At 61.1% G+C, this 26,265-nt stretch carries 25 protein-coding genes; 12 read left to right on the top strand and 13 right to left on the bottom strand.

The window, feature by feature from the left end; translation table 11 throughout:
* Window positions 1–83: 83 nt before the first annotated feature.
* From ABIC44_RS03395 to ABIC44_RS03375, 5 genes are all read right to left on the bottom strand, one after another.
* Window positions 84–575, bottom strand: coding sequence for a hypothetical protein (locus ABIC44_RS03395; protein WP_354293633.1), 492 nt, complete (start codon window positions 573–575; stop codon window positions 84–86).
* Window positions 568–1,038: a hypothetical protein gene (locus ABIC44_RS03390; protein WP_354293632.1), complete on the bottom strand. Its 471-nt coding sequence runs from the start codon at window positions 1,036–1,038 to the stop codon at window positions 568–570. The genes ABIC44_RS03395 and ABIC44_RS03390 overlap by 8 nt, the downstream gene beginning before the upstream one ends.
* A gap of 92 nt (window positions 1,039–1,130) precedes the next feature.
* Window positions 1,131–5,393 carry a strawberry notch-like NTP hydrolase domain-containing protein gene (locus tag ABIC44_RS03385; protein WP_354293631.1) on the bottom strand — a complete coding sequence of 1,421 codons (4,263 nt, stop codon included), beginning with the start codon at window positions 5,391–5,393 and terminating at the stop codon, window positions 1,131–1,133.
* Between the two features lie 162 nt (window positions 5,394–5,555).
* Window positions 5,556–7,490, bottom strand: a complete 1,935-nt coding sequence (locus ABIC44_RS03380; protein ID WP_354293629.1) for a ParB/RepB/Spo0J family partition protein — start codon at window positions 7,488–7,490, stop codon at window positions 5,556–5,558.
* Window positions 7,491–7,523: 33 nt separating this feature from the next.
* Window positions 7,524–8,243 (bottom strand): DUF7146 domain-containing protein, encoded by a 720-nt coding sequence (locus ABIC44_RS03375; RefSeq protein WP_354293627.1) that lies wholly within the window; start codon window positions 8,241–8,243, stop codon window positions 7,524–7,526.
* Between the two features lie 374 nt (window positions 8,244–8,617).
* Here ABIC44_RS03375 and ABIC44_RS03370 point away from each other — a divergent pair, with 374 nt between their 5' ends.
* From ABIC44_RS03370 to ABIC44_RS03355, 4 genes are all read left to right on the top strand, one after another.
* On the top strand, window positions 8,618–9,367 hold the full coding sequence (locus tag ABIC44_RS03370; protein ID WP_354293626.1) for a helix-turn-helix transcriptional regulator: 750 nt from the start codon (window positions 8,618–8,620) through the stop codon (window positions 9,365–9,367).
* Between the two features lie 77 nt (window positions 9,368–9,444).
* Window positions 9,445–10,071, top strand: coding sequence for an acyl-homoserine-lactone synthase (locus tag ABIC44_RS03365; RefSeq protein WP_354293624.1), 627 nt, complete (start codon window positions 9,445–9,447; stop codon window positions 10,069–10,071).
* Window positions 10,068–11,015 carry a phytanoyl-CoA dioxygenase family protein gene (locus ABIC44_RS03360; protein WP_354293622.1) on the top strand — a complete coding sequence of 316 codons (948 nt, stop codon included), beginning with the start codon at window positions 10,068–10,070 and terminating at the stop codon, window positions 11,013–11,015. Before ABIC44_RS03365 ends, ABIC44_RS03360 begins: the two co-directional genes overlap by 4 nt.
* 4 nt (window positions 11,016–11,019) lie before the next feature.
* On the top strand, window positions 11,020–11,403 hold the full coding sequence (locus tag ABIC44_RS03355; RefSeq protein WP_354293621.1) for a winged helix DNA-binding protein: 384 nt from the start codon (window positions 11,020–11,022) through the stop codon (window positions 11,401–11,403).
* 167 nt (window positions 11,404–11,570) lie between these two features.
* On the opposite strand, the gene ABIC44_RS03350 is transcribed toward ABIC44_RS03355, so the two are convergent.
* The 3 genes from ABIC44_RS03350 to parS form a co-directional block, all read right to left on the bottom strand.
* The gene (locus tag ABIC44_RS03350; RefSeq protein ID WP_354293619.1) at window positions 11,571–11,864 is read right to left on the bottom strand and encodes a hypothetical protein; all 294 of its coding nucleotides are present in this window, start codon (window positions 11,862–11,864) and stop codon (window positions 11,571–11,573) included.
* A gap of 443 nt (window positions 11,865–12,307) precedes the next feature.
* Window positions 12,308–12,814, bottom strand: coding sequence for an RES family NAD+ phosphorylase (locus tag ABIC44_RS03345; RefSeq protein ID WP_354293617.1), 507 nt, complete (start codon window positions 12,812–12,814; stop codon window positions 12,308–12,310).
* Window positions 12,811–13,275: a type II RES/Xre toxin-antitoxin system antitoxin gene (parS, locus tag ABIC44_RS03340; protein ID WP_354293615.1), complete on the bottom strand. Its 465-nt coding sequence runs from the start codon at window positions 13,273–13,275 to the stop codon at window positions 12,811–12,813. Before parS ends, ABIC44_RS03345 begins: the two co-directional genes overlap by 4 nt.
* 365 nt (window positions 13,276–13,640) lie before the next feature.
* On the opposite strand from parS, the gene ABIC44_RS03335 reads away from it, so the two are divergent.
* The 5 genes from ABIC44_RS03335 to ABIC44_RS03315 all read left to right on the top strand — a co-directional run bounded on the left by ABIC44_RS03335 (window position 13,641) and on the right by ABIC44_RS03315 (window position 20,298).
* Window positions 13,641–13,967 (top strand): hypothetical protein, encoded by a 327-nt coding sequence (locus ABIC44_RS03335; protein WP_354293613.1) that lies wholly within the window; start codon window positions 13,641–13,643, stop codon window positions 13,965–13,967.
* Window positions 13,964–14,515, top strand: coding sequence for an RNA polymerase sigma factor (locus tag ABIC44_RS03330; protein ID WP_354293611.1), 552 nt, complete (start codon window positions 13,964–13,966; stop codon window positions 14,513–14,515). Before ABIC44_RS03335 ends, ABIC44_RS03330 begins: the two co-directional genes overlap by 4 nt.
* The gene (locus ABIC44_RS03325; protein WP_354293609.1) at window positions 14,512–15,585 is read left to right on the top strand and encodes a FecR family protein; all 1,074 of its coding nucleotides are present in this window, start codon (window positions 14,512–14,514) and stop codon (window positions 15,583–15,585) included. Before ABIC44_RS03330 ends, ABIC44_RS03325 begins: the two co-directional genes overlap by 4 nt.
* 85 nt (window positions 15,586–15,670) lie before the next feature.
* Window positions 15,671–18,235, top strand: coding sequence for a TonB-dependent receptor domain-containing protein (locus tag ABIC44_RS03320; RefSeq protein WP_354293607.1), 2,565 nt, complete (start codon window positions 15,671–15,673; stop codon window positions 18,233–18,235).
* Window positions 18,236–18,315: 80 nt separating this feature from the next.
* On the top strand, window positions 18,316–20,298 hold the full coding sequence (locus tag ABIC44_RS03315; protein WP_354293605.1) for an Atxe2 family lasso peptide isopeptidase: 1,983 nt from the start codon (window positions 18,316–18,318) through the stop codon (window positions 20,296–20,298).
* Between the two features lie 112 nt (window positions 20,299–20,410).
* Here ABIC44_RS03315 and ABIC44_RS03310 read toward each other — a convergent pair whose 3' ends face one another.
* The 5 genes from ABIC44_RS03310 to ABIC44_RS03290 all read right to left on the bottom strand — a co-directional run bounded on the left by ABIC44_RS03310 (window position 20,411) and on the right by ABIC44_RS03290 (window position 24,089).
* A complete protein-coding gene (locus tag ABIC44_RS03310) occupies window positions 20,411–22,099 on the bottom strand; it encodes an asparagine synthase-related protein (protein WP_354293604.1) in 1,689 nt (562 codons plus the stop codon).
* Complete coding sequence (locus ABIC44_RS03305; protein ID WP_354293702.1) at window positions 22,099–22,590, bottom strand: lasso peptide biosynthesis B2 protein; 492 nt, start codon at window positions 22,588–22,590, stop codon at window positions 22,099–22,101. The genes ABIC44_RS03310 and ABIC44_RS03305 overlap by 1 nt, the downstream gene beginning before the upstream one ends.
* Before the next feature lie 232 nt (window positions 22,591–22,822).
* Window positions 22,823–22,957: a benenodin family lasso peptide gene (locus ABIC44_RS03300; RefSeq protein ID WP_354293602.1), complete on the bottom strand. Its 135-nt coding sequence runs from the start codon at window positions 22,955–22,957 to the stop codon at window positions 22,823–22,825.
* 142 nt (window positions 22,958–23,099) lie between these two features.
* A complete protein-coding gene (locus ABIC44_RS03295) occupies window positions 23,100–23,510 on the bottom strand; it encodes a transcriptional regulator (RefSeq protein WP_354293601.1) in 411 nt (136 codons plus the stop codon).
* A 156-nt stretch (window positions 23,511–23,666) separates the two neighbouring features.
* A complete protein-coding gene (locus ABIC44_RS03290) occupies window positions 23,667–24,089 on the bottom strand; it encodes a hypothetical protein (protein WP_354293599.1) in 423 nt (140 codons plus the stop codon).
* A 549-nt stretch (window positions 24,090–24,638) separates the two neighbouring features.
* Here ABIC44_RS03290 and ABIC44_RS03285 point away from each other — a divergent pair.
* The 3 genes from ABIC44_RS03285 (at window position 24,639) to ABIC44_RS03275 (ending at window position 26,259) form a co-directional block, all read left to right on the top strand.
* Window positions 24,639–25,403 (top strand): DsbC family protein, encoded by a 765-nt coding sequence (locus tag ABIC44_RS03285; RefSeq protein WP_354293597.1) that lies wholly within the window; start codon window positions 24,639–24,641, stop codon window positions 25,401–25,403.
* A gap of 162 nt (window positions 25,404–25,565) precedes the next feature.
* Window positions 25,566–25,883, top strand: a complete 318-nt coding sequence (locus ABIC44_RS03280) for a hypothetical protein (protein ID WP_354293596.1) — start codon at window positions 25,566–25,568, stop codon at window positions 25,881–25,883.
* 109 nt (window positions 25,884–25,992) lie between these two features.
* Window positions 25,993–26,259 carry a type IV conjugative transfer system protein TraL gene (locus ABIC44_RS03275; RefSeq protein ID WP_354293595.1) on the top strand — a complete coding sequence of 89 codons (267 nt, stop codon included), beginning with the start codon at window positions 25,993–25,995 and terminating at the stop codon, window positions 26,257–26,259.
* Window positions 26,260–26,265: the final 6 nt, after the last annotated feature.

Raw genomic sequence — 26,265 nt, 5'->3', positions numbered from 1 at the left:
AAAATTCCTTTATGTGAAGGTGGATGGGCAAGCGCCTTCGATCCCGCAGATGCGAGATCGGCGACTTGCAATGGGTTTCGATGTTAGGTGCGCAGGGCCGCCGACAGTGCTTCGCCGGTCGTCCCGCTATCAATGCGATCAGCGGGGATGACACACCAGCCGCCGCCGAACTCGCCGGGCCGCGGCTTCGAGCAGTTCCAGCAATATTCGAAGCCAATCGGCGACTGTGACAGCGTTGACGGGCAACACCGCTGGATCAAACAGGCGACGGCATTGGGGGCGGAATCGGTCATCCCGGACACGTAGACGTCGTTGCGATCGGGGTGCTCGGTCGAGTTCCCTCCGGAGATTTCCGCCCCAAGACACGGGAAGCCCGGATCCGCGAAGAGGCGCCGAAACCCCGCCCAGATGTCATCAGCGGATGGCGGAAAGGCGGCGAGGAACTCCTGGCTCGGTGGATCGGAGTCGAAATCGCCGACGAGATTGTCGGCCGCCAGAAATGCCTCTTCGAGTAGCGCCATTTCAGTGTGCGAACAGGTAAAGGCGAAGCTCGCCTGAATGTGAGTTTCAGCCATGGCTCGGCTCCATGACTGGGGTATCGACGATCACGAGCGGTCCGGGCTCGAAGGCCGCCTCGCCTGCCTGAGCCTCGATCGCTTCCATGCTTCCGAGCTTACGCAGGGCGGCAAGATCGAACACCAGTTCGTCTTCCTCGGTAATGAGATAGCTGACCGGCTGCCCCCATCCCGCAAAGACAACGCGTACCGGACCAAAGCTGCCGGCATATCCGCCAGACGAGCGAACAAAGGCCAAGCCCAACTTCTGGCAAAAGCTTTCCAGTTGATCGAATCTCCCCCACGCGACCTCATGAGCCATAAGCGTCAGCGGCTCGTTGGCGACATGGTCTTCGATCGAAAGCTCTTCGTCGTCATGATCAAGGGACAGACCCTCGTTAGCCACGACTGTCAGTAGATCCTGCAACCTGGATCGCGGCAGGGCGCCACCAATCGTAATCTTGACAAAGACACGGTCGGCCATCGGAATACCTCAGATCAGCAAGTCCCAATTTTAGCTCACTACTCCCCCTTCCCTCTCTCCTTTCTGGCGCTGGTGCCTATAGATTTACGGTATTACCCCAACGAACCCAGGATGGTGGCAGCACGATCGACCGGCACGAATAGTCTGGTCCGATACTGGATGATCTCGGTGAAGCATCCGAGGGACTTCAGCCACTCGCGCTTTTCTTGCGGGTAACCACGAATCTCGAGGCGCCATCCGCCGTTGACCATCGTGCGGTGCAGCGATGCCGTTCCAAGTGCGGGAAGCGGGGCGCCCTCGCCGCTCCTGGCGCAGGCGATGGTGTCGTCCACTGACAATCTCGACATTGCTTCGACGCCGAATTTTTCCGCCAGGCGCGAAAGAGCGTAGGTTGGCACGACGCGGCCCAGTAGCGAGTAGCCATGAGCATCGACTATCCGCCGGACGCGGACCGTGTCGTCCGGCAGCTTGTCCCACACCGGCAGGAGCAGTCCCGTGGCGATCGCGATATCCTCACGATACAACTCGCTGCGCGCGGCCTCTGCCTCGGCTTCCCATAGCGCTCGGAAGTCTGCTTCCGGAATCGTGTGCCAATGGCTTAAGCGAAGCTTGCTTACCGCTATTCGATCCGATCCGGTCGGGCGTACAAGCCGGCACATCGGTATCGGCCGGCCGTCCTCGTCGGTAATCGACCAAGAAGGCACGCGCAGCGCTACGCGGCTCGATTTCCGGTTCTGAAGAAAGGCGATATCGTCAGCGCGCCCTTCCATGTTCATCAGATCGTCAAATGTCCTCGCGCGCGGACGGATATGAAGTTCGAGGCGTTGCAAGCGCGTTTCCGCGCCGGTCTCAGGGTCGGACCGTAGGAGGTGATCGTCGAGCACCACGACCCGGTCAGCCTGAATGGTCTCTACGCCCACATCCAGCGTACCAGCGGCTCGCGCGGCATCCACGCGGGCCTCGATCAGCCCGAGATACTCTTCGAAAATCGCGTTCTGCACGCCAATGCGAAGAGCGAGTATACGATTGAGCCATCGCTGTATCGGCGGGAGCTGCTCGCGGAGTGCCCCGCTGTCTTCGGTCAGGGACAGTCCGGTCATCTGCTCAAAGTCGCGCAGGCTGACGCTGGCGAGCTTGCCCTGCTGCAGCAGACGATACCACTGGCTGAGGGACTCCCTGGCCATCTCGCTTTCAAGATTATCGGCCGGGTTGAAGAGATTCTGAGTTCCGGCCTGACGCTGCCCTCGTGTGAGCGCACCCAAGGCGTCGAGACGCCGCACGATCGTCGATATGAAGCGGAGTTCGCCTCGGCAATCAGTGGTGACAGGTTGGAAAATCGGCGGCGTCTTCTGGTTGGCACGGTGCGAACGACCAACTCCCTGAACAGCGCTTGCCGCGCGCCAGCCTGGTTCGAGAACCATATGCACGCGCCGACGATCAGCGCTCTTCGTGGTGCGGTCGCTGTCGTAGGATCGGCCGGTACCGCCGGCGTCGCTGAACGCGAGAATATACTTGCGCGCAGCCATGAAGGCATCCGTATCGGCAAGGTTGGCACGGCTGCCCCGGCGCTCGATCCTCTGCCGCCCCGACGCGTCGACAACGATGCGCCGGCTTCGCCCTGTGACTTCGGCAAGTCTATCAGGGCCGAAATGCCTGACGAGTTCGTCGAGGGCAGCGGGTACCGCCGCCATGCCGCACAAGTCTTCGATCAGGCGATCCCGGGCGCGAATGGCGGCCTGACACAATACCGCGTTGCCATCGGCGTCGATCATCGGTTCGGAGCGCATGGTGCCGCCAGAGTCTCTGAACACGCGCATCTGTCGCGTCGGGAAAGCGCCCTTCAGATAATCGATCATCGCGTCGCGCGGCGACAGGTCCAAATCGAGATTGGCCCTTTCGTCGGGGCTCAGCGAGGCCAACCGTCGGTCCAGCACCGCTTCGGCGGTCGTAACGAGCTGGATCACCACCGAGTGGCCCATATCCACTTCGCGTTCGATGGCCGCGATCACTGACGGCATCTTCATCCCGATAAGGATCTGCGAGAAGAAGCGCTGCTTGGCGGACTCGAAGCGCGATAGCGCGGCCCCCTTCGCCTGGGCGTTGAGCGTTCCGCCATCGACCCGATCAATCACGCCGCTCGCCTTCAGCGCCTGATCGAGCCCGCGATGAATGATGGCCCACGCGTCGGCATAGGCGTCGTAGATCGTGACCTGTTCGGGGGTCAACCGATGCACGAGCGGTTCATACTCAACGCCGGCAAAACTGAGCGAGCGGGCGATGTAACGACCCATCGCCTTCAGATCGCGCGCGATGACCTCCATCGCCGCGATGCCGCCCGCTTCCATAGCGGCGAGGAAGCCCGGGCGATTATCGAATGCGGTGCCTGGTCCCCATAGGCCGAGCCGGGCCGCGTAGCAGAGATTGGCGGGATCGGTCGCGCCCGTGGCGGAAACATACAGGATGCAGGCACGCGGCACGGCGTTCTGCAGGCGGACACCGGCCAGCCCCTGCTCTGACCCTTTGGCATGGCCGAACTCGCTTTCGGTGCCGGCAGCGTTTGCCATGCAATGCGCTTCGTCGAAAGCGATCACACCCTCGAAGTCGTCTCCCAGAAACGCGAGGATCTGCTGAAGGCGTGATGCGTGCGCGCCGCGTGAGGAGCGCAGTGTGGCATAGGTCACAAAGAGGATGCCGCTCGTCATCGGGATTGCCGCACCGATGGGAAATGCGTCCAGCCCCTGGATGTCGACCCCGACGCCGCCGAGCGCCGTCCAGTCACGGCGGGCGTCCTCGATCAGCTCGGCGCTTTTTGAGATCCATACATGGCGGCGTTGCCCACGACACCAGCGGTCCATGATGCACGCTGCCGCCTCACGGCCTTTGCCCACGCCCGTACCGTCGCCGATGAAGAAGCCCATGCGATAGGCTTGACCATCGGCATGTTCCTCCAGCTGGTCTCCAGCCCTGTTGCGGCAGAATTTTCCGGGCAGATCGCGCTCGAATGCGGCACCAGCGAGGATCACGGTTTCAAGCTGGGCCTCGGACAGTGCCATGACGGTTCGGGATGGCAAGCGGGGGCGGTAGCCGACAAGCGGTGGCAATACCGATGCCATGGCGAGGGACTCGACCAACGCGTTGGGGTGCGGCTTGGCGCCGGGTATGTCGAACCGCGCCAGCCGCCATGGGGCATAGATGCCGGCCGCCTGCCCCCCCGGACGAGGTTCGTCGAGCAGAGCATAGGAGAGTTGCGGGACCTGTGTCTCTATGGCCGGAGCCGGCGCAGGCCTGGCCAGGCGACGGATCGCGGCGCCGCCGAGGAGTCCGCCCGATCTCGGCATGTTCCGAGCCAGCGGAGGTCTTGCCAGTGGAGCGGCGGGGGGCGGTTGGTCATCGGGCCGCAGGCGGTGCGGCAGCCCGAGCACGATCGGCAAGGCCTTCTCGATCGTTTCGACGACATGACGATCGGGTTTGCCGACCCAACCCTTGTCGAAGACGATCAGCCGGACGGCGATCGAGGTTCCGTGTTTGGCATAGGGGTTTCCGCGAATGGTGATCTCGACGCGCGGCAGTGCGACCTCAGCGACGCTGGCATAGCCTGCCGCGCCTGCGCCCTCCGCCATGAAGGACGGCGGCATGATTGCAATGCACCGGCCGCCCGGTTCCAGACGCTCCAATGCCGACCGAAGATGGCGAGCGCTGGCATGACGATCCCGCCCCCGCATCTCGCTTCGGCTGAAGGGCGGGTTGATCAGGGCGACCGTCGGCCGGACGTCCGAAGGTAACAGGTCATCTATGTGTTCGCCATCGTGCCGGGAGACGGCTTGCCCGAACGTTTGGGTCAGCAGATCCGCCCTGCCGACATCGCGCTCATTCAGCGTGAGCGCGGCGTTGGCCCGTTTGGCGTGAATGGCGAGCATCCCGGTTCCGGCTGATGGTTCAAGGACGCAGTCATCAGCCTCGATCGCGGCCGCCATTCCTGCCAGCCACGCCAACGAAATCGGTGTCGAGAATTGTTGCATCTCGACCTGCCCTTCCGAACGGTAGGACTGGGTCGGCAGAGCGCGCTCAAAGTGTCGCAGGCGGCCGAACACCTCTTCCGGGGCGGCACCGGCATCGCATGGCCAATCCTTGCGACGAAGAGCAAGAACCTGTGCCGTTTCGAGCGCGTCATAGGCATCTCGCATCGACCACGCGCCATCGGCATCCGAGCCCCCGAATGTCTGCCGCATCAGCCGCTTGATGGTTTGCGGGGTCATGGTGTCGCCATGTTCGAAGTGGCGCGCGATCGCCGTGGCCACCGCTGATAGCCGCAAAGCACGGTCGGGCTCGCCTCCCTCCGGGACGAGCGCCAGCATTCGCTGGGTCATAAAGAACCTCCGGGTCTTAAGGGCATTCGGGGCCGGCACTGACCGACCCCGAGCTGGGAGTTCAGGCGGCTTGATCGAGTTCAGGTTCGTCGGCCTCGCCGACGGACGATTGCAGATCCTCGAGGTCGCCTTCAGCCAAAGCGGCCGGCTTCACCGGGGGGCGCCGAAACGCATAGCGTCGGGCACCCAGGCGAGCGCGCGCGCCTTGACGTCCGCCTCGACGATCGTGTCCCCGGCGAAGATCCGCTCGGCGGACGCGGCGAGGTCGTGCTTTTTCGATGCGCCGTACCGGGCGCGAAATTCCGATCCACCAAGGTCTTCAAGAATCGACAGCATTGCTCTGACGGTCAGCTTGTCGAAGAAATTGATCGCTGTCGGTCGCCACCATGCTGCGACGTCGATGTCGAGCTTCTGCCCTACGCGATCGATCAGTGCGGCGCCTGGCTGAGCGTGTGGAACTGCGTGCAGCGTCCGGGCGACGCACCAGCCGAGCCATGCGGCACGGAGACCATCCGGGAGAGTGCAAAACGCATCGTAACGGTCTTCGACCCTTTCATGCTTTGCCCAGCTGCGATCCAGCGCGGCGTCGAACTTCTCCCACTCGGCAGCCGCCGCGCTGCCGCTGTCGAAGTCACGTGCACGAACCGGCGCCGCGTCGGCGCGAAGCTCGCTTGGAATATCGCTGCCATCGCCGGGGCGGATTGCACGATCGACCATGATGAAGGTGCCGAGATCGAGGGCGAAGGCGGGGTTGCTGGCGACGTGGACGGCGAGCAGTTCGGTCTTCATCGTAGCCAACCGATCGATCAGCACCTGGCTCATCATCGGCTGTTCGAACGCCTCATCCGTCGTAGAAACGTCATCGCGCACGATGTCGCCGGCATCGCCAACGACGTTGGCATGACCGCCCTCTTCCATACTGGCTGGCGTCGTGATCAGCGTCGGCTGGGCGAACACTTCATGATGCAGTCGAGGCTGACCATCCGGGCCGATGATGAGATAGGCGCGCGCATTCGCACGCTGCGCCTCGCCCAATTCCGCCGGGCGCCCCTCGATCGCCTCAAGTTCAGCCTGCAACGTCGCAAGACGCGCCTTGTCGTCGTCATCGGGGTTCTCTGATCCCGCCTCGATTGCCTCGATTTCGGCAGTAATGACCTCCAGCCGGTTCTCCTGTTCCGGCGTCGTCGGCACCTGCTCGCCGGACAGCGGTTCAAGGTCATAGGTTTCCATGTACGGCACGACGAGGGCTGGTACGGGCCTTACTTCGGCATAGCCGTCGCGCGCCTGAATCTCACTGGCGGCCTTCTGCAACGCCTCATCGACGAGCCGATCGACGATATGGGTGTCTGGCCACCGTTCGTCTTCCAGCTCCGTCAGCAGATCTGCGTCCAGATTCCCACCGGCCGCCAGATAGGCGTCGCGCCCGACGAGGAGGCAGCGCGGGTCGGTCGCCTTATAGCTGTAGGATGCGATCAGCCGCCGGATTTCGTTGACGTTGTCGCGGCAGGATCGTTGGCTCAGCAGGTCGAAGACAGCAGCCTGACGGGCGGTGTCCCCGGTCGAAAGAGCATAGGCTTCCGCTACCTCCAGAGAGATATCACCTGTGTCGAGGGCGTCGAAGATCGCTTCGTGAAGATCGGCGAGCCGAAGCCTGCCACGGATATACCGCTGGCTCCTATGCATCCGCTTTGCGAGATCGGCGATGCTGACGCCGTCGATCCTGAAGACATCCTGATAGCCGCGGCATTCCTCGGTAGGGGTGAGGTCCGCGCGCAGGACATTCTCGATAAGGCTCGACTCACTCGCATCCTTGCCATCGCGAACCAGCACAGGAACCGGATAGTCGGCATCGAACACGCCATCAGCAATATTGGCCTGGACGGCTTCCAGGCGGCTTCCGCCGGCTGAGACATAGAACCAGCCCTTCTTCCGAGGCACCGGACGGCCGACGAGGTTCTGGAGAATGCCCTTTTCGGCAACGCTCGCCTTCATCTGGGCCTGAAAGGCGGTACTGCGCTTCCGTCGGATGTTTTTGGGATCCATCGACAGCCGCGAGGCGGGAACGAGGATGGGAAGCTGGGACATGGTCGGTACTCCGTGACGCCGCGGACCTGACCGTCAGGCCGCCTGCCGCAGCCCTTCCACTCCCCCTTTCCTTCGCGCCCGAAGCACATCGTTCCAGTCATTGAGCCCATACCAGGGCCAGAGCGTCTCGATAGTCCGGCCGGGTGCCGCATGCGCCACAGACGCCGCCAGCGCGCCACGACGGCCTGCCGGGTCATTGTCAGGTAGAAGGGTGAGGTGGCGAACGGCTTCCGGTATTGCGATCCTTGCCATCCGCCCGGCACCGAGCACCGCCCAGACGGGCAGGCCAAGCAGGATCATCGCCGACAGCGCCGTTTCCACCCCCTCGGCCAGCGCCAGGTTGTCGTTGGCTGGCGCTAGCCGAACAGCGGCGTCGCCTGGATGCCCCAAGAGTCGCCGTGGGCGGGATAAGTCTCGCGCGCGGCGCCCCTGTGCATCCAGAAACGTACGCTGAAGCGCGACAAGACGATTGCCGGCGCTGACGGCCGCCAGCAGTGCAGGACGGAACCGCAGGACACCACCACTTCCAAGTGGGGTGCGAGGGTGGAAGCGCAACGCCGCTGGCGCGATGTCGATGGCGCGACGATCAAGGTAGTGCCATGCGAGACTGGTTCCGAGCAAACCTGCGGTATTCCACAGATCGAGGAGGCGCTGCTGTCGCCACTCAATTGCTGCATCGTGCCAGCTGCTGCCATAGCCAACGCTGCGACAAGTCAGGGCTCCCGGCTGAATATGCGCGATGGCACGCAGCACATCGCGCGTCTCGCAACCGGCGAAGCAATGGAACAGGAGCCGGGAATGGCCTACGCGAACCGACAGGCTTGGCTCGCGATCGGCGTGGGCCGGGCACAGACACATTCCTCGATCTCTGCGCCAAGTTCCGCCCAGGCGACGAACGAGGTTCGCGCCGGCAAGTGCCAGAGTTATGCTGCTGTATTCTTGCACGTTTTCCTCGGAGGTCTTTAAGGAAGGCGGCGCTCTCTTCGCTTGCCCTTCGCGCGAAAACTGCGACCGGAAGGGCTACGACGTAGATCGCGGCGAGGGGGACAGCGATATATAAACTTATTTTCTACTGACAGAATCATACTTTTGCAGGAAACATCAAACCCTTGAGCAGGATTCCTCAGATGTTCACGTCTCTAGAGCTCCACCACTTTATCAACATTATGAAGGAGATAACGTCAGAACAGAAATTAGGCGAGGTCCTTTTAGAGTTTACCCAATGGCTAGGGTTCGACTGGTTCGCGATGGGTCATCATGTCGATCTCGCGCGGCCACCGCGTCAAGCGATCCGCGTGACAAACTATGACCCACGTTGGATCGACCAAGTAATCGAGCAGCGCTATTTCGCCGATGATCCAATCCACGCGGCAAGTATGCGCACTGTCACTGGGTTTCGCTGGGATGCGTTGCCACTGACCCAGATCACGCCGCGCCAGCAATGCATCCTTGCGCAAGCACGACAATATGGCCTCGTAGCAGGGTACTCGGTACCTATTTTCCTTCCTGGCGAGTATGGCGGCACCTGTTCTTTCGCAGGTCGATCGTTTGAGAAACTTCGACCTTATGCCCTGGAACTGAGTGACGTGGTTGCGGCCGCTGCGTTCGAATGTGCACGGCGGATCATGCATGTACGAGAAGGAGGCCTGACAGCCCCGGTCCCGGTCCTGAAGCCGCGTGAACGAGAAGCGCTGATCCTTGTCGGCCGTGGGAAGACGGACGAGGGAATTGCCGACGTGATGGGAATTTCCAAGAAAACCGCCCACGGGTACATCGAAAATGTCCGCTTGGCGTACGGACACCTATCGCGGCCATCATTGGTTCTGCGAGCGGTGTTCGATAATCAATTCTCCTTCGCTGACGCATTCTGGCGGTGATGCAACCCGCTTTAAAGCGGTATGCGAGGACAAAAATAATTGGGGACAGTCTCCTCGTTCGATGACGGGAGGACTGGATGATCCGCATATTGGACGGTTTCGACGGCGCGGGCCGCGAGCCGCTGGTCGACGCGATGCTACGCGATCGCAAACGCATTTTTGTCGATCTTTTGAAGTGGGATGTGCCCGTCGTCCGCGGCGAGTTCGAGATCGACCAGTTCGATGGAGAGCGCGCAATATACTGTATTGCCACCGACGGTGGCGACAACCATTTGGGCTCGATCCGATTGCTGCCGAGCGATCGGCCACACATCCTCGGCACGATCTTCCCGGAGTTGTGTCTCGGCGACGTTCCTCGCGACGCCTCGATCTGGGAACTCAGCCGGGGTTGCCTCAGCCCCAACCTGGCCGCCACCGAGCGCCTTTGGGTGCGCAATCTGCTCACGACGGCGGTGGTCGAATATGCGATCTGGCGCGGCTTCACGGCCTACACCTGCATCGCGGACTTCACATGGTACGGGCAGATCCTGATGCTCGGCTGGGATTGTTGGCCACTGGGACCCCGGAGGAAAATCGGGCGCTCGATGACCGGCGCCCTTCAGATCGACATCAATCCCTCCACACCCGACCAGTTGCGGAACGCCGGAACCTTCGTACCGTGCCGCATAGTTGATCTCGACACCGTCCCGGCAGGGAGGGCATGATGCACACCGACACCACGATGGCCGACGCAATGGGTGCCGACGTCGACCACTGGCGCGCGCGCCTGATGGAGGACGGCTATTGCATCATCCCGGACGCGGTAGCACCGGCAGAGATCGAGGCCCTCGCCGCCGATCTCGGCCCGCAATTCGACGACACCGCGTTGTCGGTCGGACCCTTCTATGGTGATACTACAAAGCGGTTCCACAGCCTTCTGCGCCGATCTTCGTTCGCCGCTGGGTTTGTCGCTCATCCCCTGGTGCTGGGGATTGCGCAAGCGATCCTGGGTCCGTTCTGCGACCGCATCCAGCTCAACCTCACACAGGCGATCGAGATTCTGCCCGGCGGCGAGGCGCAACCGCCGCATCGCGACCAGGACATGTGGCCGATCCGATCGCCGGGCGTCGAATATCTCGTCAACGTGATGTGGCCGTTTACGCCGTATACGACGGAGAACGGTGGCACGATCCTCTGGCCCGGCAGTCATCGACAGCAGGCTCAGATTGTAATGGCAGATGCGGATGCCATCGTGGCGGAGATGATGCCGGGCTCGGTCTTGATGTTTCTTGGCTCAACCCTGCACGCGGGAGGTGCCAATCGAACGACATCGCCACGGCGCGGCATGGTCATCAGCTACAGCTTGGGCTGGCTGAAGCCATACGAACTGGGGTGGCTAGCTTACCCACCCGAGATCGCGCGGCACTTTTCGCCCAAGATTGCGGAATTGGCCGGTTATCGGGCGCATCGACCGAACTTGGGCACCTTCGAAGGACGGTGCCCGTCGCAGCTATTCGAAGCGGACAGCACCGCTGTGACCGGCGCCGTCGACATACTGCGGCCTGAGCAGGAACATTTGATCGCTCTCTACCGCGATGGCGCGATACAGCCCGGTACGACGATTGATAAGCTTCTCGCGCAGGCCTCGGCCAGCGATGGCTGGGTCTGATGCCATGGCGGATAGCGAAAGCTGGCGCGCCAATCTTTGCAAAGCGTTAATCCACGAACGGCGGCTTATGGGCGAAGCGCTTGGGTTCGAGTTGGTCGAGAACGCCAATTTTGACATCCTTATTGAGCTGTACCTGGCCCGGATGGAACGCCGTCAGGTCTTCGTCTGGTCGCTGTGCGCCGCAGCGAATGCGCCCTACTCCACCGCCTATCGGAAGATCACACAGCTTGTCGCCGCGGGACTTATCCTGCGGCATGACGACACGAACGATCGGCGGCGCGTCGAGGTGGAGTTGACCAGCCGCGGCGTGACAGTGCTCGATAATCTAATCAGGAAGCTTGCCGGCACTCGCGGGTCACCAATGAGGCTGCCTGGGGGCACAAACTAGCATTGCCACTGCCAACTGCGCTGGCGCAGCGCCAAGGGCAACGCGGGGGAAGGGTTCGGACATGGGTCTGTCGACATTCCGTTGTCCAAATTGTTTCAGCAAAATGGCGGTCGACCAATTCGTCCCAACTCAAAGGCGCCTATAGGCAATGCGACCACGCGTACCGTTCATGCATCGCGCATAAAGCGGGCTATAACCAATAAGGCGTCGGCGACATGGCTCTCGACCTCAGGGGCAGTGATTGCAAAGCGATGGGCAAGAGCGTGGTAGTCCAGCTCATCGTTGCGATGGGCAAGGTACAACTCGCGTGTAAAAAGCGGCAGGCTCGCCAACGCGTCTTCATAACGGCGGAGCCGATGAGCGTCGATCGCACTGACCTTGACCCAACTGCGGACCCAGGTCCCATCCGGCGCCAGTTCAATACACCGTTCATCTGGGTCAATGCGCAGGAAGTTGGTCATCTTCCACCGTTCCCGCGCGATCCCAATGGCGGGATGGGGTCGATCAGGCTCGGTGAGCAGCGGCGTTTGACTCACCGAAGGACCTCTCTGCCTTCGTCCCTTGCTGCAGCGCTTCACGAAGCGGCATCGGTTTTTGATGAATGCGATTGCCTCAGCTACAATGTCCCATACCGGTGCCATTTTGGGTCTCCGCTGCCACGACCGTGTGTCGTCGCTCGCCCATTCCCCCTCCTCCACTGCAACCACTGGAGACTAGCCTTACCTGACAGCAAACTTCTGGAGTTTGCGGTACGGCTTATCGGGCCATGACATCGCTCACCGGGGACGGGCGAGTTGCGCCAGATAAGTATCGCTGCGTCGACGGGCCGATGATCCTCTCGAACGAAGCAGTGTCGATCGTGTGCACCTTTCGAATGGCCGCGCCGCCCCCCTCTCACCTGCATTCAGGCGGCAGGAGGATGAAGACGTGTGTCGAGCGCAAAGGGCTCCTGGGCCACAAGACGATAAGCATCACGACCGCGGATGGGGTCGAATAGCAGGTTCCAGCTATGGCTGGATACGGCGCTAGGGAGGACGACAAAGGCGTGGCGGGATAGGAGGTCATCACCGAAGCCCTGTTGCCCGGCCCCGGGAACGCCGGGACGTAACCAATGAGGATTTGGCACATCGCCTGGCTGCACCACATGGACTGCCGTTGGGTCAGTCACTTCGAGGGCGGTAAGGACATGGGGCACCGTGTCGAGGACGCGGAACGTCTTGTGAACGGCCACCTCGAGGATGGCCGTCGACGGGTCGAGTGCGCAGTAGACAGCGCGCACGCCCTTGCTGTTCCAGCGACCACCAACGCGGAACGCCCCCTCGCCGCTGTCCCACGTACGAGCGAAGCCCGCGAGATCTAAGCGCCAGCCATGGACCGCTCCATCACCGAGCGGCGGCGGTAACGGCGTCATGCGTAGACGCCGTACCGCATCCGCTCGAGATGATCCTCGACCAACTCGACACCCGCCGGCGTCGACAACAGGTCGATCGGCCGCCGCTGGTCGAGCGCGATCGCGGGCCGTTCGAGGAAGCGTTCAGCCTCCTCCTGGGAGCCCAGCACCTCCGTCGCCTTGCCGACGATTTCGGCAAATTTCCACGCGCGCCCGCTCTGTTCCTGGCTCAGCCGCTTCGGCACGGCTTCCTTCTTGCGGCGTTGAAACGTCCGAAGGCTAATACCCGTCGCCTTCTCGAATGATTCCGGCCGCCGGATCATCGCAACGTTAGTTGCGAGGTGCACCAGCGCGTTGCCGGGAAAGCCTGACAGAATCACCTCATGCGCGTCGAGCGCCGAAGTGAGCGGACGTTTGAAGGTCGTCAGTCCGCCAAGCAGGTCCGCCACGCGCGCGATCGTCGCTTCGCCATCATGCATCATATGCCACCTGTCGCTCCATGCACGACAGATGTCGCCATTCCGTTGGGTAAGTCAAGGTTGATTGCACCGCTTTGGCGGCTTGGCGGTGTCAAACTTGGCTGTCGCCAGCTGTCATGCTATCCGGACCCTGCGTCGTGATCCGCGCGGCGCCGGGGCTGGTAACCCCGCGAAAGCACAGGTCTCGGTGGAGCTTTCCGCCGGGGTGCCTGCGCATATGTCCAGGTCGCTTGCGGCTAAAAGCGCAGGCGCATGTGCTTTCGCATGTTACCAGCCCCGGCTCCCGCGTGTCAGACGCGGGAGTATCGGCGCCTTCGTCCCCGGCGCGTCCTCCCAGTTCCGTGTGGGACATTCGAGGTGTCGCACTGATGACGACATATCCCGTACCCGACGGTGATGCCCGTTCGGACGCCGGACCGGACTTATGCACTCATCAAAATCATATTCTGGTCCAGCTTGATCCTTCCACCCATTGCCTGTGGACCAAGACGCTTCTCCTTCTCGATGCAGCGCTTCAAGCGGTCGATCAGATCGGCGCCAGCGGCTGCGACGTCGCGAGCCATATCGAGAGTGCGCGCGTCGACGCAAAACGGGCATTGCGCCTGATCCGTAGCTACAACGCGCCGACTCGCAGCACTCAAAGCCATGCAGAAAATGCAGTATCACGCCCGCTGGGCATAAAGCTGCAACGATGACATGTCGACGTCGCCAACCGCCGGTTACTGCCAGGCCGAGCACGGGCAGCCATGATCCGATTGTCGATGAGGTCTTTCGGACCGAAGGCCCCCGGCTCACGCGGTATTTCCGCAGCCGGGTACGCGGGGCCGATGAACCGGTTGATCTGGTTCAGGAATCATTTCTTCGGCTGGTCGGAAGACTTCGATCCGGTGCGGTCGGAAATCCAGCCGGCTACCTTCACAGCATCGCCAGAAACCTGCTTTTCGAACGCAGCAGGCGGCAAGCATCCAAGGGCGCTCCGCCGCAATACGATCAGGACGCCGAGATCGAAATCGCTGTGGAGCCTACCCAGCACCGCGACATGGAGACAAACCAGATGATCGCGGCGTATCGGCAGGCCCTCAGCAAGCTACCACCGAGGACCGCCGAAGTGTTTCGCCTTCATCGTGAGCAGGACCTCAGCTATAAGGAAATCGCCGATCGGCTGGGTATCAGCGCCCGAACGGTGGAATGGCATGTCAGCGAAGCCCTGCTTCGCATTCGGCGGATGATGGACGCGCAATGACCGAGGATTTCAGCGCCGAAGCCAAGGATCGCCGTGAGCGCGAGGCATCGGCATGGTGCGCGCGCATGCACGGCCCCGATGCAGACGCGAGCCGCGACGAATTCGATCGGTGGCGCCGTGCCGACCCCCGTAACCTCGAAGCTTATAATCAGATGGAGGAAATCTATTTGATCGCCGGATCATCCGCGCGGCCCGCCGCACGGGTTTGCTCAGAAATGCCTGAGATTAGCGATATGCCACGCCCATACAAAACCTCCCGACGTCGACTGGCAGTGCACAGTCTCATTGCGGCCGGAACGATCGGCATTGTCGGTGTCGCTGCGATGATGCTAGGCCCGCGGCCAGCGCCGAGCGGGCGACAGAATTCGCCCGCATTCCATGCTGCCGATCAGACGGTAAAGCGCACCCTCACTACAGGCACCCAATCGCAACGATTTGTCTTGGAGGACGGGTCCGTCGTATTTCTCGCATCCGACAGCCGGCTCGAACTGCACTTCGACCGGGTTCGTCGAACATTGGCGCTCGAGCAAGGAGGCGCACGGTTTGAGGTCGCCCATGAACCTCGCCCCTTTATCGTGCTCGCCGGCGGCGGCAGCGTGACCGCCCGCGGCACCATTTTCGACGTCTGGCTGAGAGATCGCCGGGTCGAAGTGAAGCTAATCCGGGGATCGATTGATGTCGTCCCGGCGGCAGCCGACGCCGACGTTACCGGACGGCATGATGATCGCTCGGCGGTGCGCCGCCTCGATCCGGGCGAGACCATTGTCTTCCCGGCGCAGGGTTGTGGAGGTGCATCGCCCGCCCCCATCATCGCACCCTCGGGACCGGCGGCAGATTCAGCGGTCCCGAAAACGGTTGGCGAGTTGGTGGACGCGGTTAATGCGGCCCATCCCCGCGACCCGCAACTTGTCGTGGAAGATCCCGCGTTACGCACTACGTTGCTGGGCGGCAGCTTTCGCCCCCGCGAGCCAGCGGCTACGGCCGAATGGCTCGGCAGCATGTTCGATCTCGCTATCGATCGGTCCACGGCCGGGCGGATTGTTCTTCGCGCGGTATCCCACCGTCGATAATTTTTTGGTTTCCTACCCCGTGAACCTCGGCTGACCCGCATCAACGCTCCCGAAGGTGCCACACCGGCATCAATGGGGGCGTTGCATGACATTTTTGCCGATCCGAACCATGGCCTGCCTGACAAGCGCCATTGCTCTCGTCGCCGGCTCCAGCGGGGCGCATGCCCAAAGCCGATCCGTCTACAACTTCAATCTCCCAGCCCAGGATCTTGCAGACGCACTGCTGGCGATCAGCCGTGTCTCCGGAAGAGAGGTTATTTACCCATTGGAGTTGGTCCGCGGACATCGTGCGCGCGCACTGACGCGGGTGGCAACAGCGGACGAAGCGATCGAAGCTCTCCTGGTTGGCTCGGATCTGGAGCCGCAATTCCGTTCCGACGTGGTTGTGATCCGCCGCAGGAAGATTAGCGACGGGGTGAGCTCGCGTGATCAGGATGGAGCCGATATCGTGGTAACCGGCTCTCGAATCGCTCGTGCGGCGGTGGCCGCACCGGTACTCAGTATTTCTCAGGAGCAGATGCGGCAGGCCGGCCAAAACAATCTTGGCGAGGTTATACGCAGCCTACCCCAAAATTTCGGCGGCGGCCAGAATCCAGGCGTCGCATTCGGCGCGAACAGCACGAACCTCGCCAATGCAAACGTTACAGGTGGGTCCGCGATCAACCTGCGAGGTCTGGGACCGGACGCAACGCTCACACTGCTAAACGGCCGGCGTCTTTCCTATGGAGGAAGCAGCCAGGCCGTCGACGTTTCTTCGATACCGGTAAGCGCAGTTGACCGGATCGAGGTCGTGTCGGACGGGGCGTCGGCAATTTATGGTTCCGATGCAGTCGCTGGCGTCGCCAACATCATCCTGAAGCCAGACTATGATGGTCTATCGATCAGCGCCCGCCGCGGCGTGGCCACCGATGGCGGCGGCTTGCAGCAGCAATATAATCTGGTGACCGGAACGAAATGGAGTTCCGGCGGCTTCATCGCCACGTACGACTTTGAGCGTGACCGCGCAATCTATGCCGATCAGCGCTCCTACACCGCCTATGTCACTGCACCACAGACGATCCTTCCATCTCTCCAACAACACAGCTTCTTGGCGAGCGCTCATCAATCCTTAGGGAGTTCTATCAGCTTTTCCATTGACGGACTCTACAATCGCCGAAGAGTCGACGCGGTATCAACGCTCACAACGGTTAACTACAGCAAGCGGTTTGGCGAACTTTGGAGTATTTCACCAACGATTCGGCTGCGTCTGCCACACCAGTGGGCCATGACTTTGGGAGGAACTTATAGCCAAGATGATGTTATCTTTGACCAACCCTCATATACACAACAAGGCGTTTTACAGAGCCGAAGTCGAGACTGCTATTGCAATTCGATCACGGCCGTGGAGATGGATATTGATGGCACGCTGTTCGACTTACCGGCTGGCGCCATACGTGTAGCGGCGGGCGGCGGCTATCGCCGTAACACCTTCGAAGTGCGCTCGTTGATTTCAACGTCTTTCACGGGCGGACAGCAGCACAGCAACTTCGTGTTCGGCGAGTTCCTCATGCCAGTCGTCGCGCCCGGTCAGCAGGTTCCGCTTGTCAATCGATTGAGCTTCAGCGGAGCATTCCGCCATGAAAACTATTCCACCTTCGGTGGAATCACCACGCCAAAGATCGGGATAATCTACTCACCTGTCGGCGGCATAGAGCTGAAAGGGTCATGGAGTCGTTCGTTTAAGGCACCGACGCTTCTTCAACAAAACCAGCCCGCTTATGCCCTGTTGTTCCGTGCAGCGAACTTCGGCCTAACAGCGTCGTCGAGCAACCCATCGGTACTGATAGCTTTCGGCGGAAATCCGTCACTTACGCCCGAGAGCGCGACGAACTGGTCGACCACTCTGTCGATAGCGCCGACGCATGTTCCGGGGCTTCATGCAGATATCAGCTACTATAGTATCCACTATCGGGATCGAGTTCTGCAGCCCATCGGAAACCTATTTTCAGCTTTCAGCAATCCGGCATATGCCGAATTCGTGATCCCTAATCCCCCGGCGTCGCAGTTACAGACGATTATCGACCGCGCTGGTTCAACCCGATTCATCAACTATACTGGTCGCCCGTATGATCCAACAACGGTCGTCGGCGCGGTCAACGATTATCTGGCCAACATCGCTGCACAAGCGATCACTGGGATCGACCTGAATGTTAGCTACCGGACGCAAGTCGGCAGCAGTTCCGTGACGCTGATCGGTCAGGCGAGCCGGATTGAGAGCCAGCAGCGAAACACCCGCGGCTCGCCGGTCGCCGATCTGGCCGGAACAGTCTTCAATCCGCCGAGCTTCCGCGCACGTGCAGGCTTTACCCTCAAGAACGCCGGGCTCGCCGTATCCCCCTTCCTCAATTATCTAGCGGGCGTCCGCGATACACGATCGACCGATCCGGTAGACGGCGCGTCGATGGCGACGGTTGATCTGACAGTTATCTACGATATGTCTGACCGCGGCAGCATCCTCGATGGTCTCACGCTATCACTATCCGCGCAAAACATTTCCAACGAACGGCCACCCTATCTACGAAACATCTCCCAGTCGGTCGTCAATTATGATTCGACGAACTATTCGCCGATAGGTCGCTTCATCAACTTTACCATCGCCAAGCGGTGGTGACTGCAGTGCGCGAACATCTTCTCTGTGCTGTCGCAGGAGCCTTCCTTTGCACGAGTGCCGGAACCCCTGTGTCAGTTGCAATGGCGGCCCCGGCGTCGCCACGTGTGGATACAGGATGCGCGGACCTGCTTCCATCCGGGCCAGCGATCAAGCGATCGATCAACCCAATGATGCTTGCACGGGTAAGGGACATTGGGTCGGTTGGCGACCAGGCAGCCGGCCCAGGCCCGTTGGCGATTTCGCCGGATGGTTCGATGGTCGCATTCGCGTTACGCCGTGCCGATCCAGTGACGAACCGGTACTGCACTGGCCTGATCCTGCTGCCGTTGCGGCGCGGAGCAAGGCCAGTCATCATCGACGCCGGAGGCGACGTCATCCCCGCTGAAGCTGACTATTTGGGCATGGCGGACTATCCGATGGGCCGGCAAGTTTCAGTGGAACCGAAATGGGCGCCTGATGGCCGTTCGATCGCCTTCCTTAAGCGGCGGGACGGAACCACACAGATTTGGTTGGCATTTGCGGATGGACGCGCAGCGCGCGCCCTCACGCGGTCGGCAAATGACGTCGGCCAGCCGTTTTGGTCTGCCGATGGTCGTTCAGTCATCTATCGCGTCCGCCCGGGGTTGGTTGCCGCAGGTCAGATGGTCGAGGAGGAAGGGCGTGGAGGCTACCGCTATGACAGCCGTATTTTCGCGGCTGGATCAGCGAAACCGTTCCCCCGAGCCGACATACCGTTTGTATGGATGGCATCGTCGATATCGGAATCGCGCGCAAGGCCTATCGATGGGACGGAACGCGATCTGGCCGTTGGCCCGCCCGTCGGCGTGCCTGCCAAGGCCGCCCTATGGGCAGTGCAGGGAAATCGCCTCGCTTGGTCGGAAGCTGTGCAGCCGTATGCACTGCAACCCCAACTTCGAATACGTATCCGGCTTGGCGATCGTGAGACCAGGTGCGCTAGCCTTGCATGTTCAGGCGATCTGGAGGGCATGTGGTGGCGGTCCGACGGTAGCTTGGTTTTCTTGCGGAGCGAAGGGGTCGGCGATGGCGAGTCGACCTTCTATCTTTGGAAGCCTGGGTCAGGCGAGCCGCATGTGATCCGAAAGGACGATACGCTGTTCATCGGATGTCAGATGCTCGCTCAGAATCTGCTCTGCCTTCGCGAAACCCCAACCCGTCCGCGACAGATCGTGAGGGTGGATACTCAGACGGGGAGGATCGTCACTGTGTTTGATCCCAACCCGGAATTCGCAAATGCAGTCCACGGCCGGGTAGAACGCTTGACTTGGAGCGACCCTCGTGGAGGATCGACATTCGGCTATTTAGTACTGCCGCCACATCATCGGCCAGGAGATCGCCTACCGCTCGTTGTCGTCCAATATTCTGCCCGCGGATTCCAGCGAGGCGGCGTCGGCGATGAGGTCCCAATCTTCCCGCTGGCTCAAGCCGGATTCGCAGTCCTCAACTTTCAGCGCCCCCATGACCGTTCTGCACTGATCCGCAATCACAACGTGGATGAGTATATGCGAGAGGAGATGGGCAACTGGAAGGACAGGCGCGATGTCCTGGCCTCGCTCGAAGCTGGCGTGAACCTGTTAATCGATCGCGGAATCGTTGACAGGGCAAGAGTTGGCCTTTCCGGGCTGAGCGACGGCGCCGAGACGACCCAGTTTGCCCTCATACACTCGAAATTGTTTGCCGCAGCCTCGATCAGTACCTGTTGCAAGGATCCGGTCGCTTTCACCGCGCTTGCCGGGCCGGCGCAATGGGCCGCCCAGGAGCGATGGGGCTTGCGGCCTTACAGCGATTCAAATCGCCAGCAATGGCTGGACGCGTCGCTTGCGCTCAACGCAGACCGGATCAAGACCCCGATACTATTGCAACTGGCAGACTGGGAATTTCGACTAGCCCTGCAAACAATTTCCGAGTTTCAACGGCGTGACCGTCCCATAGAGGTCAGGCTCTTTCCTTCGGAACACCATATTAAAGATCAGCCTGCTCATAGGCTAGCATTGTACGACCGAAACATTGCGTGGTTCTCGAAATGGCTTCACCCGAATCCGTAAAAAAAATGCACCTCGCCTCGATACCGGACTCTTCACGAGAAACGATTGTGCGTGCGCAACCCACCCAAACAGCGCCGGACGCAGCCGCAGCCGAGACATGGAGAAAATGAGCCTATGCGAAAACCGCGCGCGCCCACGCCTCAATGTCGACTAGCTCGAGGAGCCTATAGAAACGATAATCCTTAATACGCGATGTTCGCGCTAATTCCGAATTGATCGCCACTTCATCGATCAGTTGGTTGGATGCGAGCAATCCATCCAAAAGCATATGACGAATAGTCTCCCGATTGAGCCGATAGAGCTCATAACTAAAGTGATCGAGCCCCCCTTTGGACCGCCGAAAGATCACGTCAGCCGGCAGTACGTCAGCGAATGCCTGGCGCGCCAGCGACCGATCATAGCCGTCGACTACCCACAGCCAGCCGGGCATGCTGAGACATTCCTCGAGCACGGGTCGAGCCATGAGAGGGAATAAGAGAGGGAGGTGCTGAGCCCGGCTGAGTCCGGTGATAGGACCGAAAATCTGAACAATGCTTTCAACATGCACTTGGAGATCTGGCGAAGTGGCTTCGGCCGCGTCTAGCCAAGGGTGCTCTTGCTCCCGTACCATCCCTATCGCTTTGGAACTTAGAAAGTCGAGCGATGGGCGAAAGGTCCGGCGCCTACCCGCAAGGGCACGCTTAACAGCCCACCATGCCGTTCGATCTGCCACATCGGCGACATCCAACATCGTCCGGAAGGTTTGACGACCAAACAACCCGGCCCTCAATCGATCTTGTAAGGGCGTTGCAGCCGGCGAGGAAAAGAAGACGTTATCGCCCCCCCCGCCACTGATCAGGCAATCACCCCCTACTAGCTGGGCCACCTCCAGAGATATTCGGTCGGACTCCTGTGCGAAGGCTCGGGCGCTTGGACGTGCTTGGTCGGCTGCCGCCGACCGTTCGAGTTCGATTCGGGCGGGATCACGAACGCGCTCGATCAATTCGACACCAAACTGTCGCGCAACCCGTCGGGCCGGCTCGCGCTCGTCGCCGTCTGCGGAGGCGGTCACGAAATTCACGCAGACAAAGTCGCTGCGTACCGCTGCCAGCGATGCAGCCAGAACCGAGGAATCCACACCGCCGGACAGTTCCAGTATCGGACGCTGATAATTTTTCGCCTGAGCTCCGATAGTCTGAACTATAGTACGACGCAACGCCGATGCAGCCGCCCCCGGCGTTGTGGATCGCCTGCGTTGGCGTTCGGGCGTAAGGTCTGCGGGCGACCAAAGCAGAGTTGTCGTACAGGACTCGGGTGTTAGTTCCACCAGCTCGCCCGGCAATATCTCGCAAACTCCGCGTAGACCGGTTTGGCGGCTGAGAAATTGCGGAAGGGCCAAAGCCTTGATCACACTTTCCCATGAAATGTCTGGGGTAAGACCGACGAGCGCACGCGCGAACTTCCAGTCGGAGCACAGGATTATCTGATTGGCCTGTTCAACCCTGAAGCATCCGAGCCGGCCGGAGGGATCGCGGTAGACCGATACACCGTCGCTGCGGATTGAAATGGTGACGATCTCTCCCCACCAATGTGCGAGGTCGCGGTCATCGCCATGAGTTCTCGCCTTGGCTTCGCCGTCAAGACGTCCGACAACAAATCTTCCACTTCCGACATCGCGAAAGTGTGTTTCCGGCGTTCGGACAATTTGGATCGCACCGAAGAATGTGGAGGCGACCCTGTCCGCGATCAGCCCTTCACTAGCCATCTGAAGGTCCGCTGGCGCCGCTCCCGGCCGCGGGATCGCGATAAGGTAACGCTGCATCAATTACACCTGATCGGCACAAACGACCGCGTATGGTGTAGGGCGTCATTGAGGATGAGACTGCCCGACTGAACCCAGCAGTGCGCTAGAAACGGCTCATTCTGGACGCCGAAGATCAAGTCAGCGTCGAGTCGGCGACGTGCCAGAAACATGCGTAGCGCAAGGGAGTCCACAAGGCACCTTGGCTGAACTGGAACCAATCGCCGACAAGCGTGAAAGCTGCGGGACGCGTCGATACATTGCGCCTGCGACTTACGAGAGAGTCGAGAGATATCGCGCAACTCGCGAAGCGCCTGCTCCAAACGTCCTGCCCGAATTCGGCGCCTAGCCCATGCGAAGGCTATGATTGCACCGATAAGCCCCAGCGGATTGACGGGACGACGAGAATATCCGCGTTCAAGAAGACTGTCGTTCGCCGCAACCGGTCTTATGTCGCACAAAATCCGATCATCGGTCTGACCGGCGCGCAACAATCCCCGCTCTTGCAGCATTCGCATCAGGTCCGGCGCACTAGATAGCGGCTCATTTCCTAGGAACACCAAGTTCCATGAAGGTCTTTCTTTTGTATCTATAGCAAAATATGCATCACGACGCACATCAAGGAAGATGGCGCAGTTTGGCATCAAGCAATATGTGACGTTCTCCTCAAGCACGTCATGGCCTTCTTGCCTGTAACTGTGCACCTGGCTGGCAAAGCCCGCCAGGTGCACCTAGCGACGGAAATCAATCCTCCGAGATGCCCATCGCGTTCCGGCCGCCGACGTCTTCGGGGATCAGAGTCCCTGCCCCCTGGGTTTCGGTCGTGGCGGCGCCGAGTTCGGTCACAAGCTCGTTATTGAGATTCTCATCGTTCTTCATGATAGCCTCCTCTTGCTGCCTACTTACAGCGCTGGCCAATTTGATCCTCGCCGACAAAGGAGTCGAGATCGAAACGCCTCCATTATGAAACATCTGCTTGGCCTTGTCTGCGAGAGGCACGCCCACTGTCGGCATGCTGCTGTCAATCGCTCGCCTCGTGAGCTGCCAGATCTCGGCCCAGCGTTCGGCGAAGTTGACCGAGTATCTGATCGGAAACGGCGTTGATGCACCTGTCCTCCAATGTCTCGGTTTCGGTGAGAATCAGTTCGCGAGGAAATCGTAGGCTGCGCTCGAGGAAGAGGAGAGGAATGGCGACGCAGCCGACCGGAAGATCCAGTGCGGCGGCACATTTTAGATGGTCGTCGAGCGTCGTCCTCGGGTTACCGCTTTCGATTTCGCGAATCCAACGGCTGGTGATCCGCGTGTCGTCAGCGAGACGCTCCTGTGCAACGTGCAATTGCTGGCGTCTACGCTCGATGCACCATCCCGATAGCAGCTTCATTTCAGCAAGCCGATCGGCAAAGCCGATGCGGCGGTGCGCACGCATTGGCATGTCCAGGACCTTCCTGACACATGAGCAGATTCTGTCTGCAAGAATTTGTCGGAGTCTCGTTGTTTTATACAACACACCGCAAGCCAATTCGCCTTCATTTTGAAATTAGATCAATTGCTGCGGTAAAGGTCTGGCTGCGACAGCCGATAGGTAATTTCACTTCTTCGGCCGCGCGGTATCCATCATCGTTAGATAGGCAGCCTGCAGCGTGTCGCTTTCCGCCTCATGGCAGGCCCGCAATGCCGCAACGTAAATAACGGAAACTTTGGCCTTTAAAGTCCGAATATCACCGCTCTCCAAACTGCCGATGATATCTTCGACTAGGTCGCGCAATGTCGATGCGGCACCCACGAAATGAACGTCCTGGCCCCATAGTCGGCGGCACTCCAAATCCTGATAGGCAGCCATCTGATCGGCCGGATCAAGGCGAGACAGGATAGTCAGAGCGGTGAACAGCGTCATTCCGTACGGGATGAGTGCCCCGGCAAGTGTCGCCACGCGTGCATGGCATTGGATGAAGCAAGCCAGCCCTGCTCCTGACAGTTGCAGCTTGTAGGTTCGTGAAGTTTGGCGTGCCACGACATTTCTCCAGCGTGTCTGACCTGCATTGGTCCAAGTGACCTACCTTCCGCCCCTCCCTTATCCGTCACCAAACCGGAACTGATGTTCCGGTATCGGATCGTTCATTCCTGACTCGGAACGTCAATGCCCTGTCCATTGCGATACGATCGGGCATGGGCCATCGAAGCATGGTTCCGATGACGGGAACGCGGCGGTGTCGAGCGATCGCATCGTCATCCGAAGATCGACAATCCATCACCTCCGGAGGCGGCGTAGGCCGCGTGTTTCCGGACAGGAGGAGTATCGCCCGATGCTGCTTGCCCCCATGCCGCCCGACGCGGCTCCATTTCCCCGATCGGACAGCCCGGCCGCCATCGCGCGAACGGCCGCCTCTCCGTTGCGCCCGACGATCACCCGGCTGAACGGCGGGACTTTTATCACTGCGCGACTTGCGGCACCGCTGGGTCGCTCACTAGGAATGGGCAGAACAGTCCAGGTGGCCAGCCAATATTTCGACGCCCGTCTCGGCGCCAACCCGAGCATCGGGCGGTGAGCCGGGCTGCGATAATGGCCGGCGCCGCCGTGGTTGTTCTTGGAATGTGGACGATACATCCGTCAGCGGGAAAAGCCCAGAGCAGTCCAGCAGCGCCGTCGTCTGAACTTGTCCGAGAAGCGGAAGCTGCCGAGCGGCAACTCCACCAGACCTTCACCAACCTCCAGTTCGAGGACTTCGGACCCGCGCCGGTTGAAGGGCCGATCTACCAGGCCAATGCGGGCGGTCGCATCGTCTATTACGCCCCGAAGAGCGAACATCTGTTGTTCGCCACGATCTACGACAGGAGCGGTGTCAATGTAACCGCGCTGGCACAGGAAGCCGCCGCCACAAAGCGCCTGAGACGGATCGATCCGTCGCAGGCGCTGGCGATCGGACCGGCGGGTGCGCCGACCGTGATCGAGTTCACCGATCCCGACTGTCCCTATTGCCGCGCGCTGGATCGCTTCTGGGCGGCCAAGGCCGCCGAGGGAAAGCCGGTGCGAAGGCTCGTATTCTTCGTCAGCGGCATCCACCCCGATGCCGCTGCCAAGGCCGAACATGTCCTGTGTTCACCCGACCCGGCGGCGGCTTTCGCGGCGATCTATGCCGGCGCGGCGCCGAAGACGCTCCTGACGTGCCCCAAGGGCAAGGCGACTGTCGCAGCACATACCGATCAGGTCGCCGCTCTCGGGATCGGCGGAACGCCAACGCTCGTCGTCGACGGCAAGATCGTCTCGGGCTTTCGCCAGGATGAGCTCGAAGCCTTCATTGGCAAGGCAGCGGCGGCAAGCCGCTGATCGCCTCTTTCGTGGCGGCCGCCCGGCCACGCGCCGGACGGCACGGAATGCCGGGGGGCGCGGGCCTGCGGGGCCGCCCGACGCGCCCGCCGGCCGCCATCGGGTTCCCCTCGCTGTCGGCAGGCACTCTCGGGCGGTCCCATTCTCAAGGAGTACAGGATCATGGTTCGAAAGATCGGCAAGCGCGTCGTGAGTTACGCGAATGTCGGCGTCCCGCTGGCGCTGGGCCTCGCCCTCACCGCTGGCGCGGCCCACGCCTTCACCGCGCCTGCGGCGGGCGACCTGGGATACGACATCTACGACATCGTGGTGAACAAGGGCGTGAAGGGGCCGCTTGGCTTCGTCGCCGGCGTCGCGGCCTTCCTCTTCGGGGTCAGTCGCCTGTTCTCGAACATCATGGTCGGCATCCCGACGATCGTCGCGGCGGTCTGCCTGATCAAGTCCGATACCATCCTCCAGACCTTCGGCATGGTGGTCTGATGTCGATCGGCGGGGTGCCGGTCGGCGCCCTGCCCAAACTGCTCGGGGTCGATCGTGGCCCCGGGAAAACCGCCCCGCTCGCGGGGTGATGAAGCAGGGGAGAAGGGCGATGGACGAACGCCTGCCGCAATACCTCCACCGGCCGGTCCAAATCCTTTGGTTCGGGGCCGACGAGTTCCTCGTGGTGATGGCGACGATCTTCGTCGCGGTCATCGTCGGCGGCCTGATCGGCTGGGCGCTGCTCGGCGCCCTTCTCTTTTTCATCCCCTGGAAGAGGACGAAGCCACGCGGCTTCCTGCCCCATCTCGCCTGGCGCTGGGGCCTCGTCTCCTTCCCCCATTATCCGGGTCCGACACAGACCCGCTTCTACGAGTGAGCGGCC

The organism is Sphingomonas sp. 1185 (assembly GCF_040544655.1).
GTDB lineage: Bacteria > Pseudomonadota > Alphaproteobacteria > Sphingomonadales > Sphingomonadaceae > Sphingomonas.
Note: the sequence above shows the minus strand (reverse complement) of the source record. Positions and strands in the feature narration are given on the sequence as shown.

Excerpts from the sequence above, each read along its gene's own strand:
- ABIC44_RS03395 (WP_354293633.1), bottom strand. The coding sequence starts at position 575 with ATGGCTGAAACTCACATTCAGGCGAGCTTCGCCTTTACCTGTTCGCAC.
- ABIC44_RS03390 (WP_354293632.1), bottom strand. The coding sequence starts at position 1,038 with ATGGCCGACCGTGTCTTTGTCAAGATTACGATTGGTGGCGCCCTGCCG.
- ABIC44_RS03385 (WP_354293631.1), bottom strand. The coding sequence starts at position 5,393 with ATGCTGGCGCTCGTCCCGGAGGGAGGCGAGCCCGACCGTGCTTTGCGG.
- ABIC44_RS03380 (WP_354293629.1), bottom strand. The coding sequence starts at position 7,490 with ATGTCCCAGCTTCCCATCCTCGTTCCCGCCTCGCGGCTGTCGATGGAT.
- ABIC44_RS03370 (WP_354293626.1), top strand. The coding sequence starts at position 8,618 with ATGTTCACGTCTCTAGAGCTCCACCACTTTATCAACATTATGAAGGAG.
- ABIC44_RS03365 (WP_354293624.1), top strand. The coding sequence starts at position 9,445 with ATGATCCGCATATTGGACGGTTTCGACGGCGCGGGCCGCGAGCCGCTG.
- ABIC44_RS03360 (WP_354293622.1), top strand. The coding sequence starts at position 10,068 with ATGATGCACACCGACACCACGATGGCCGACGCAATGGGTGCCGACGTC.
- ABIC44_RS03355 (WP_354293621.1), top strand. The coding sequence starts at position 11,020 with ATGGCGGATAGCGAAAGCTGGCGCGCCAATCTTTGCAAAGCGTTAATC.
- ABIC44_RS03350 (WP_354293619.1), bottom strand. The coding sequence starts at position 11,864 with ATGACCAACTTCCTGCGCATTGACCCAGATGAACGGTGTATTGAACTG.
- ABIC44_RS03345 (WP_354293617.1), bottom strand. The coding sequence starts at position 12,814 with ATGACGCCGTTACCGCCGCCGCTCGGTGATGGAGCGGTCCATGGCTGG.
- parS (WP_354293615.1), bottom strand. The coding sequence starts at position 13,275 with ATGATGCATGATGGCGAAGCGACGATCGCGCGCGTGGCGGACCTGCTT.
- ABIC44_RS03335 (WP_354293613.1), top strand. The coding sequence starts at position 13,641 with ATGACGACATATCCCGTACCCGACGGTGATGCCCGTTCGGACGCCGGA.
- ABIC44_RS03330 (WP_354293611.1), top strand. The coding sequence starts at position 13,964 with ATGACATGTCGACGTCGCCAACCGCCGGTTACTGCCAGGCCGAGCACG.
- ABIC44_RS03325 (WP_354293609.1), top strand. The coding sequence starts at position 14,512 with ATGACCGAGGATTTCAGCGCCGAAGCCAAGGATCGCCGTGAGCGCGAG.
- ABIC44_RS03320 (WP_354293607.1), top strand. The coding sequence starts at position 15,671 with ATGACATTTTTGCCGATCCGAACCATGGCCTGCCTGACAAGCGCCATT.
- ABIC44_RS03315 (WP_354293605.1), top strand. The coding sequence starts at position 18,316 with ATGGCGGCCCCGGCGTCGCCACGTGTGGATACAGGATGCGCGGACCTG.
- ABIC44_RS03310 (WP_354293604.1), bottom strand. The coding sequence starts at position 22,099 with ATGCAGCGTTACCTTATCGCGATCCCGCGGCCGGGAGCGGCGCCAGCG.
- ABIC44_RS03305 (WP_354293702.1), bottom strand. The coding sequence starts at position 22,590 with ATGCTGCAAGAGCGGGGATTGTTGCGCGCCGGTCAGACCGATGATCGG.
- ABIC44_RS03300 (WP_354293602.1), bottom strand. The coding sequence starts at position 22,957 with ATGAAGAACGATGAGAATCTCAATAACGAGCTTGTGACCGAACTCGGC.
- ABIC44_RS03295 (WP_354293601.1), bottom strand. The coding sequence starts at position 23,510 with ATGCCAATGCGTGCGCACCGCCGCATCGGCTTTGCCGATCGGCTTGCT.
- ABIC44_RS03285 (WP_354293597.1), top strand. The coding sequence starts at position 24,639 with ATGGCCGGCGCCGCCGTGGTTGTTCTTGGAATGTGGACGATACATCCG.
- ABIC44_RS03280 (WP_354293596.1), top strand. The coding sequence starts at position 25,566 with ATGGTTCGAAAGATCGGCAAGCGCGTCGTGAGTTACGCGAATGTCGGC.
- ABIC44_RS03275 (WP_354293595.1), top strand. The coding sequence starts at position 25,993 with ATGGACGAACGCCTGCCGCAATACCTCCACCGGCCGGTCCAAATCCTT.